This is a genomic window from Haematospirillum sp. H1815, from assembly GCF_012102705.1.
Taxonomy (GTDB): Bacteria; Pseudomonadota; Alphaproteobacteria; order Rhodospirillales; family Rhodospirillaceae; genus Haematospirillum.
This window is the reverse complement of the sequence record NZ_JAAVTA010000020.1, coordinates 1-8,057: the sequence shown is the minus strand read 5'-3', so window position 1 is coordinate 8,057 and position 8,057 is coordinate 1. Positions and strand designations below refer to the sequence as shown.

Sequence of the window (8,057 nt, the reverse complement as noted above, 5' to 3'; positions counted from 1 at the left end):
TACGAGTGGATGACATAATATGTTCCGATACAGTAAAGGCAAATAGCTTTAATGAATGCGCGTATAACTGGCTGTACGCAGGGCACCGCTTGTCCCGAATCCACCACAGCAGACAAAACGCCGCGCGTTGAGATCCAGGCGCAAGAAATCGGCTTTGCAGGCTACACCCTTCAGAGCCAGCCGGATTTTCCGGGCTGGCGGTTCCTCATCGGTTATCAGGCGCCGGGCGGTGACTGGACATAATGCGCCTGTCAGTGTCGCCCCCCCTGTTGCGGCCTTGCCAACTGTCAGCGTGAAGTGGGACCTTACAGGCTTGGTGCGCTTGACTTCGCGGATGATGTCTTGCTGCCAGGCGGCATCCGACGGTGTGTCGTCACCCAGGGTCAGGTGCAGGTTGAATGTATGCGGGGCCTTGGGCGGATATGTCTGCCACCATTCCTGTAGCGACAGGTTGGCACCAAAGGTATTAACAACCGTTCGTACAGATTTGGCCGTTCCCTTGCGTCGCTGAATATCAATAGCCTTGCGTACATGTCGGCGCTTGACATCGGTTGGCCAGGATGGATCCCAGTTGTCAACGGACAGCGCCCAAGCCAGCCAGGGCAAGTGCTCAGGCAGGCAGGTATCCGGATTCCACAGGGAGCGTAGGGGAACCGGAACATCCGACAATCGAGCAAGTGTTTGTTCCAGGGCGCGCTCGGCCGGTGTGGCATTACCAGGTAAAAGACCAGGACGGGATTCAGGCATCAACGCCCCCGTCCTTCAGGGTTATGGACTGGCACCAGGCTGCTTCGTCTGCACCGACCGTTATCGTTTGTTGCGGGCCGGTCAGCTCGACCCTTTGGAGACCAGGTTGGTGCAGGGCGGCATAAAGCTCCGACAGGGTCACGTCCAGACCCAGGCGACGCGGGCGGGCAACCACAGCGGCAATCGCCTTCCGGGCTTGTTCAAGTGCCTGTTCACGCCCCGGGCCAGGGTGAAAGTACAGCGTTGCATTGATATTATATTCATGGATCGTGGCACTGCGGACAGCAACCTTGTCTGTCAGGGGGCGGATCTCGTCGGAAGACAAGATATCCTGCACGCCTTGCAGCAGCGCGGTGTCCGCAGTACCGTTGCCGCTGCGCGACAGGATTGTAACCTCTACCTCACCAGGAGCCGGGCTGCGTACACTGGCGTCTGCGACGCCATCAACCGTCAAGGCATAGAAAACATAGGCCCCCGCAGGACCAGCTGTGCTGAAACCTTCGGGAGCAAGCTGAATCCGGCGGCGAAGATCATCATCGTTTTCCAGAACCGGTAAAACGGGTGGTACCGCCTTTGGATCGCCGGGCAACAGTGTCTTGCGTACAACGCCCAGCAAGGCTCCCAGATTATCCAGGTCTGCCCCTGTGGCATATGCCAGCATCACACCACGGGCAGCTTCGTTGACACGTTGCCGCAACAGCAGTTCGCGATAGGCTGCTATTTCCAGTATCTTGTATGCAGGATCACTTTCCAGCAACGCCTTGAACACGGGGTCGCGCTTTTGCAGGTCTTCCAGCATGTCTGAAAAGATTGCTTCATAATCCAGCGTTTCTACCACATTGGGGGAAGGGAGCCGGGACAGGTCTACAGCTGTAAATCCGTGCGCCATCAGGTTATTTCTATTCCGTCCAGAGTAATGATGTACTTGCCTGGCATGTACTCTCCGGTCAGCTCCAGAATCACACAGCCCGGCCGTGCACTGCGGGCATGGACCCGCTGTAGTCTCAGGCGTGGTTCCCAACGGTTCAGGGCCTCGGCGGTTGCTGCGTACAGCTCCAGCAAGATGTTTTGGTTTATGGGGGCATCAACCAGCTGATAGAGCCGGCTTCCATAGTCACGACGCATGACACGGCTGCCCACAGGGGTCGTCAGGATATCCCGGACGCTTTGCGAGAGATGGTCAAGGCCGGACAGGTGTTTGCCCGTTTTTGCGTTTGTTCCGTTCATGGAGCTGATATTGTCGGCTTGCCTGCTCCATGTCCCCTGGCGGCCTTTCCATCCTTTATTTATCCGGCAAAGACTGATGGAGAGCCTTCGGCGACGGTTGAACCGCAACTGACCGGGTCTCCGATCCGCCCTACGGCCTGGCCGTTGGCAAAGACCGAGGCCGAACCCTCTGCCAACGTGCTGGCATGGCATGATGGTGAGGGATCACAATGATCCGCCCATGCGTCTCCCTTGCGGTGTATCGGGCGGCCATTGACAAAGACCGATGGACTTCCTTCTATACTGTCACGCGGTGGGAAAAGGTCGTGGCCTGTACAAGGATCATTCTTGCGGGTAACAGCGGGCATGGATTTCCTCTCTCAACCGGAGGCTCCCGGCTGTCCAGTCCTGGAAAATACAAAGTGTGTAGGTTGCTTGCTCTGTTGTGCCGTCAGACAAGGATGCCGTTACCACAAGGCGTCCGTCATACCGCCTGGTCCGTGAAGGATGGAACGTTACCAGATCGATGCCTGAAGCCGGAAGATCATCCCAGCTATGAGCCTGAATCAACGCATTGCCCTGTCGATAAGTCAGGCGCATGCCATCAAACGATCCGTGCAGCCGATCAGCCGTTACATGAACAGCCCCGGCTGTACAGTTTATGGACAGGGTTGCAAGCTTCGGTTCCAAGGATGCGTGATAACCTGTTACGGCTAGACCACGAAAAGCCGGATCTCGTACCGTGCAGGTAATGCTCCGTGATAGATGCGCAGACGTTTCAGGCAGTGTAAACAAAGCACCGGGCTTTGGTGTCCAGGTTACCGTGCGGATCTGCAAGTTCTCTGTATCAGTTGAGATCAATACGTGCCCCCTTCAGGGTAATGCCGGCATCATTGATCAGCAGGGAACTTCCGCCCGATGACAGGCGAAGACTGTCCTGTCTGATGCTGACTGTACTCTGCCCCACGGTCATACACAGATGATGATTGGCACTGTCGTATTGAAGACATGTTCCATCATCAAACAGGATTGTATCCCGATTTTCGTTGTTGTCGGGTGCGTCCAGACTGTGGCTGTAAAGCATACCGGCTATAACAGCGCGGGTCAGATCACCCGATGGAGCAACCAGAACGACCTGTTGCCCTGGACGCAAAGGACGCCAACGACGAAAATTACGCCCTGTTTCCGTAGGCCATGGCAGCCAAGCACTGAGAAATCCCTTGGCGGTAACGCGGACTTTCCTATTTGTGTGGTCTACGGCATCAATGATCGCAATGCGGACCATATTGGCCAGGCGTCGCTCCAGATCTGCAATTCCCCACTGGCTCATTGCTTGATCTTTTCTTCCAGAGGATGATAGTGAGACTGGTATCCTTCACTTTGGTCCGAACCAGAGCCGTAGTGAACATTTCTGGCATGTGGTGTTGAAGCAACAATCCACTCTTGATCCGGTTTGTCTTCTGATGGCACTGCCAGAACAACAGACGGTTTCTTCCGTACCTGCTCTGCGGTGGGCTGCTTCGGACGCCACGCCGCATTACCAAGCTGCGCTACAAAACGCGCAGGAATACGATCAGAATCCCACAGGGAACGTCCAAGAAATGCGGCGTGTTTCCAAGTAACAGCCCACGCAACCGGATGAAATCCTTCCAGGGCAACAGGCTTTGGAGCAACAGAGTCCAACTCGGCAGGACCAACGGAGCACCCCCAGCGTTGCCATGAAATCCGTGAAGCCAGAGAGATTGCGGTGCTGCGGGAAATATGTGTCGGATGAAGCTGATCCCCGGCAACCAGAACGGTGGCCTGTAGAACCACGGAAACAGCTGTTTGCTCGGTGCCCGGATTAAAAGTCCGATCCGGATCCAGCCGGAGAACGTCGAGTTGGATTGCCAAGCCTTGGTCAGGGGAAACTGCTCCGGAAGCCTCTCCGTCAAATACCGGCACATTTGGTAAGTTTTTCTGCATGTCTCCCCGGATTGAGGAGAGTAATTGCTCTATATCAACGCTTGTGTCCTGTTTGCTCACAGTCCGTCTTTCCTTGTTTGCAGGGGTGGGGCGCCATGGGTCAGCAGTCGTTGCTTGTCGTGGCTGCTGCGGCTGCTGCCCAGCCAGTATGCAACTGCGGTTGCAAAGGCGCCGATAATCTGTCCGGCAATCAGATGAATGACATCAGCATTACCGGACGGAGTTGGTACCCACAGCAAGGCAGCCACAAGGGCAACAACCATGATGATCAGGGCACAGGTCATCAGCGAAGGCATCCAGCTGTCACGTACCACCTGATCAGGAACAGAAGGGGGAGTAACGGACTTCATCTTTTCAAGAGAGGTTGAATCATCCAGCATGGATTTAATAACTCCATAAAAAGGGGCGAGGTCTGTCTGTCTCTGCAGGCAGGTCATCCAGGTGCAAGAAACGCAGAACCCCTTTCTGCTGAATGCCAATGCCGGTGAAACCCTTTTCCAAGGCAAGCTGAATCAACAGCAGGGCATCGGCACCACCCACGGCAACGTCACAGGCTCTTCCTGTTGTATGTGGACCGGGCTTTATCTTGCCCACTTCAGCGGGATGAGAGGGATCACGAAAGCCGCTGGTAATAACCATGGGCTTTCCATACAAGGTTCTGAGGGACTGGAGTCGATCCATGAAAGCGGCGTTCATATGGCAGCGATGACTGTACTTGCATGCAAACTCAATTTTCGAGAAATCTTTGTACTTTCCCCAGTCAAATATATATCTTTCCAAGTTATATACCTTCATAATAATTATGATTATTCTTGTTGATTTTTATGGCGTTCAAAACGGTGCGTTGGGTAACCTGGAATAAGTCAGCAATATCACGAACAGGCTTCCCCTCCGTTACGAGGCGCTGTATTTCGCGTGACCTGAAGCGCCGTACCAGAGCATTGCCATTTGCAGGCTGCAAATTCATCCCACCAAATTCGCGGGCCATTCTCAGGGCGTCTTCTTTCCCCAGTATTTTAACCAAGGGATGACTGTCACCGGGATGTCTCGGGATATAGAGATTAAGCCGCCACGGTCGCTTCCCCGATCGTCCCAGACAGCCAATCAAGTAGAGAGCTTTCTCACGACCAATAACAGAAGCAATTTCCATTATGCTTTCATCAATACCCATTATCTTGCCTTCGCTCCAAGGGCAAAAGTCAAGACTAAATAACATATAAGAATAAAATAATAACTAAAATATTATGTGATTATAACGCATTATTAGTGAATATTAAATACTTTTATTATGCTTATTGTTATGAATTGTTAGGTTCAGAATCCAGGATCCAGACAAGAAAAATGGCTTGCATGGTCCTGTCAGATCGCAGGCTGCACTCTGACCGTCCGTCCTTCCAGAACGTCTACGCCATAACGGCGAATCATGATCTTGGCAATCACGAGGGAGGCTATCGCGGTCAGGGCAGTAATGCCACCCAGAATCAGATGCGACGGCAGCGGTAAAGCAAGAGCCACTGCACTGGTTACTGCAGCCCATAACATCTGTGCTGTTCCAAGGACGGCTGCAGCTTTACCGCTTCCCCGCTCGAAAGGCTGCATGGCCATGCCACGGGCCGGTCCCATAAGCCCGGAGAAGCCAATGCAAATCAGGGCAACAGGCCCCATAAACAGAGCAACATGGCGTACATCCGGCCATATACTCAGGCACAGTACCAGAAGGACCCCACCCCCAAGCATCAGCAAGGCGGACAGGCGCAAAACTGCCAGAGGTCCCTTTCGGGCGATCAGACGGGAAAAGGCAATACACACCAGACTGATCAAGCCGGCATTTGAGGCAAACAGCACCCCGAACTCCAAGCTGGAAAGACCGTATCCTTCCATCAAAGTATAGGGAATAAGAGTTACGTAGGACAAAAGAACACCCAGCCCCATGCAGCAACACACAGAGAATCCGAGAAAAACAGGGCTGGTCCATGGTGGTGTTTGAGTATGTGTGCCGCTGTTCTCAAGCCCTTCCGGTGCTGTTTCGGGCATGCACCATGCCAGCCAGATTGTCAGGAAAATTCCGAAACCTGTCAGGACAACAAAGCAGCTGCGCCACGAAAACCATGCGGTTAGTATCCCGCCAATGAGAGGAGCGGCAAAGGGAACAGCATTCAGAACACCCATCAGAATGCTGTATTCACGCGCAGCATCTTTCCCGCTGTAACAGTCGCGTACCATTGCTGTTGCACACACAGCGGCCGAGCTTGCCATAACGCCCTGCAGCAGACGCAGCCCCAGAAACTCCGGCAATCCTTCGGAGAAAACAATAAGCAGAGACAGCAACGCAAACAGGGAGCATCCCCAGATGGCAACAGGACGACGGCCCATCCGATCCGAAAGTGAACCCCATACAAGCTGTCCCAACCCAAGCCCTGCCAAATAAATGCTGATAGATAACGATGCTTGCGGTCCAAGATCTTCAGCAATCTGTGGCACCGCCGGCAGATAGATATCCACACCTAGGGGGCTGAGCATAATCAGGGCACGGGCCGCCAGTATGGCAGGTCGTCCAATATGTGAATTTTGGGGAGAAGTCACAGACATGCCTGCTTTATTAAACGGTGCGCGGGTAACAGAGCAAACGATGCCTTGCCATTTGTCACGAAGGAGCGGGAGCCTATCATGCCTGGACCGGTAGGGAAACAAGCGTACGGAAATCTTTTTTCTCGTAATATGTGCTTATCGACCGTCCATCCCAGATGTAACACAAGTGCCTTTCTTGACGGCAATCTGACAGAACACATGGACGGAACGCGGCAATGCATTCACCGCCATGATGTCGCACGCTATTATAGATCAAGCCATTCGCGCCCTGTGCACGCAGTGTACCTGCCATAGCTTGTGAGGCGGCATAGTTGTCCGGATCATACAGGCCCGGATGAGTCTTTTGGCACCCCCTCAGGTCGATCATGTTGGCAGAAACCGTGACCACATAGGCCCGCATATCCAGTTCCATCGGGGGCTGCTGTGTTGCCCGCATAAAACGGGCTCGATGGTAGCTGGTTTCCTTGATCGCTGTTTCCAAGGCATATGCTGCATAGAAAACACCATAAGATGATGTTGCAAAACGGCTTCCCTCAGGATTGAGGTGGGTAAATGCGGCCATAATTACGCTTGTTCCCGGCCCGCTGATCCGGTCTTGCGGCGGAACCAGGCGAATATCACCGACGGCATCACGCAAACGCGGGTTGGTCATGGACTCAAGCTCGATGACAGCCTCTAGGTCAGAAGGATCCGTAACGCGCTCAAATAGGTTAACAGGAGGGAACCGGCTGGGGATAATGCGCCATCCGGGATTCCATTCAACGCGACAGACAGGAAAGGTCATGCCCACCCGCCACGCTGGGAATCAAGGTATTGCCGGACAACAAACAAGTCAGAAACTTGTCCGGAGAGCATCCGTTCCAGTGCGGACTGACCATTGAACACGGGGGCCATATTGGGGTACCGAATCCATTGATCCGCAGCTTCCGTATCAGGGAGAAGGATCTGTAATGCCTTATAGATGCCCAGGATATAGGAAATTCGTTCCAAGGTATCCTTGGGCAGGGTTGAGACATGTCCTTTCTTCCATTTAAAGAAAGTGGACCGTGCCTGCACTCCTAACAAAATCATGCGCTCCTCAACCGATAAGCTCCACAGTTCCGCAATCCGGAAGAATGTACGCAGGGCAGGACCCGCCAGATCACGGCGACTTGTGGCCAGTTCAGTACAAGGAATCTGCGCCATTTCATTGCTCCATATAAATACTTATTTATAATATAGTCCATATATGGACCCATTTAAAGAAGAATAAATGGTCAATATACAGTTAATGAGTGTATTTATCCCGCGCCACAAAAGAACAAACAAAGAACATTTTGATGTCTGGCCACTGAAAAAGCTCAGATACTCCTGACACGATGGAAAAAGCGCCAGCAGAAATCATTGTGCCCCCATGTCATGAGAGGGGCACAAGCCCGGCCTGATCTTGAGGATCAACCTACCGGGACACCCCGTACACCCCATTCCTGTCCGGGTGAAAGGCCATGCCGCTATGGCGGCCCCTTCATCCTTTGACACCATGGAAGAGGCCCTTATGACGTACCAGGAAG

13 protein-coding genes are annotated in these 8,057 nt (G+C 53.4%); all 13 read right to left on the bottom strand.

Annotated features, from left to right (window positions below; translation table 11 throughout):
• Nucleotides 1-48 precede the first annotated feature (48 nt).
• Nucleotides 49-747 (bottom strand): phage tail protein I, encoded by a 699-nt coding sequence (locus HEQ60_RS10370; protein ID WP_168071609.1) that lies wholly within the window; start codon nt 745-747, stop codon nt 49-51.
• Nucleotides 740-1,636 (bottom strand): baseplate J/gp47 family protein, encoded by an 897-nt coding sequence (locus tag HEQ60_RS10365; RefSeq protein WP_168071608.1) that lies wholly within the window; start codon nt 1,634-1,636, stop codon nt 740-742. Before HEQ60_RS10365 ends, HEQ60_RS10370 begins: the two co-directional genes overlap by 8 nt.
• Nucleotides 1,636-1,974 (bottom strand): GPW/gp25 family protein, encoded by a 339-nt coding sequence (locus tag HEQ60_RS10360; protein WP_168071607.1) that lies wholly within the window; start codon nt 1,972-1,974, stop codon nt 1,636-1,638. The genes HEQ60_RS10365 and HEQ60_RS10360 overlap by 1 nt, the downstream gene beginning before the upstream one ends.
• 59 nt (nt 1,975-2,033) lie before the next feature.
• Nucleotides 2,034-2,321 (bottom strand): PAAR domain-containing protein, encoded by a 288-nt coding sequence (locus tag HEQ60_RS10355; protein WP_168071606.1) that lies wholly within the window; start codon nt 2,319-2,321, stop codon nt 2,034-2,036.
• Nucleotides 2,296-2,814, bottom strand: a complete 519-nt coding sequence (locus HEQ60_RS10350) for a hypothetical protein (protein WP_168071605.1) — start codon at nt 2,812-2,814, stop codon at nt 2,296-2,298. The genes HEQ60_RS10355 and HEQ60_RS10350 overlap by 26 nt, the downstream gene beginning before the upstream one ends.
• Nucleotides 2,801-3,283, bottom strand: a complete 483-nt coding sequence (locus tag HEQ60_RS10345; RefSeq protein ID WP_168071604.1) for a phage baseplate assembly protein V — start codon at nt 3,281-3,283, stop codon at nt 2,801-2,803. The genes HEQ60_RS10350 and HEQ60_RS10345 overlap by 14 nt, the downstream gene beginning before the upstream one ends.
• A complete protein-coding gene (locus HEQ60_RS10340) occupies nt 3,280-3,918 on the bottom strand; it encodes a hypothetical protein (protein ID WP_209315515.1) in 639 nt (212 codons plus the stop codon). The genes HEQ60_RS10345 and HEQ60_RS10340 overlap by 4 nt, the downstream gene beginning before the upstream one ends.
• 56 nt (nt 3,919-3,974) lie before the next feature.
• On the bottom strand, nt 3,975-4,298 hold the full coding sequence (locus tag HEQ60_RS10335; RefSeq protein WP_168071602.1) for a hypothetical protein: 324 nt from the start codon (nt 4,296-4,298) through the stop codon (nt 3,975-3,977).
• A 4-nt stretch (nt 4,299-4,302) separates the two neighbouring features.
• On the bottom strand, nt 4,303-4,599 hold the full coding sequence (locus HEQ60_RS10330; protein ID WP_168071610.1) for a D-Ala-D-Ala carboxypeptidase family metallohydrolase: 297 nt from the start codon (nt 4,597-4,599) through the stop codon (nt 4,303-4,305).
• Nucleotides 4,600-4,699: 100 nt separating this feature from the next.
• Nucleotides 4,700-5,068, bottom strand: a complete 369-nt coding sequence (locus HEQ60_RS10325; protein WP_168071601.1) for a response regulator transcription factor — start codon at nt 5,066-5,068, stop codon at nt 4,700-4,702.
• 209 nt (nt 5,069-5,277) lie between these two features.
• Nucleotides 5,278-6,501, bottom strand: coding sequence for a multidrug effflux MFS transporter (locus tag HEQ60_RS10320; RefSeq protein WP_168071600.1), 1,224 nt, complete (start codon nt 6,499-6,501; stop codon nt 5,278-5,280).
• Between the two features lie 82 nt (nt 6,502-6,583).
• Nucleotides 6,584-7,291: an RES family NAD+ phosphorylase gene (locus HEQ60_RS10315; protein WP_168071599.1), complete on the bottom strand. Its 708-nt coding sequence runs from the start codon at nt 7,289-7,291 to the stop codon at nt 6,584-6,586.
• Nucleotides 7,288-7,692, bottom strand: a complete 405-nt coding sequence (locus tag HEQ60_RS10310; RefSeq protein ID WP_168071598.1) for an MbcA/ParS/Xre antitoxin family protein — start codon at nt 7,690-7,692, stop codon at nt 7,288-7,290. The genes HEQ60_RS10315 and HEQ60_RS10310 overlap by 4 nt, the downstream gene beginning before the upstream one ends.
• Nucleotides 7,693-8,057 lie beyond the last annotated feature (365 nt).

Bases quoted from the DNA above. Each gene is read 5' to 3' on its own strand.
- HEQ60_RS10370 (WP_168071609.1), bottom strand. From the start codon at position 747: ATGCCTGAATCCCGTCCTGGTCTTTTACCTGGTAATGCCACACCGGCC.
- HEQ60_RS10365 (WP_168071608.1), bottom strand. From the start codon at position 1,636: ATGGCGCACGGATTTACAGCTGTAGACCTGTCCCGGCTCCCTTCCCCC.
- HEQ60_RS10360 (WP_168071607.1), bottom strand. From the start codon at position 1,974: ATGAACGGAACAAACGCAAAAACGGGCAAACACCTGTCCGGCCTTGAC.
- HEQ60_RS10355 (WP_168071606.1), bottom strand. From the start codon at position 2,321: ATGCCCGCTGTTACCCGCAAGAATGATCCTTGTACAGGCCACGACCTT.
- HEQ60_RS10345 (WP_168071604.1), bottom strand. From the start codon at position 3,283: ATGAGCCAGTGGGGAATTGCAGATCTGGAGCGACGCCTGGCCAATATG.
- HEQ60_RS10340 (WP_209315515.1), bottom strand. From the start codon at position 3,918: ATGCAGAAAAACTTACCAAATGTGCCGGTATTTGACGGAGAGGCTTCC.
- HEQ60_RS10335 (WP_168071602.1), bottom strand. From the start codon at position 4,298: ATGCTGGATGATTCAACCTCTCTTGAAAAGATGAAGTCCGTTACTCCC.
- HEQ60_RS10330 (WP_168071610.1), bottom strand. From the start codon at position 4,599: ATGGATCGACTCCAGTCCCTCAGAACCTTGTATGGAAAGCCCATGGTT.
- HEQ60_RS10325 (WP_168071601.1), bottom strand. From the start codon at position 5,068: ATGGAAATTGCTTCTGTTATTGGTCGTGAGAAAGCTCTCTACTTGATT.
- HEQ60_RS10315 (WP_168071599.1), bottom strand. From the start codon at position 7,291: ATGACCTTTCCTGTCTGTCGCGTTGAATGGAATCCCGGATGGCGCATT.
- HEQ60_RS10310 (WP_168071598.1), bottom strand. From the start codon at position 7,692: ATGGCGCAGATTCCTTGTACTGAACTGGCCACAAGTCGCCGTGATCTG.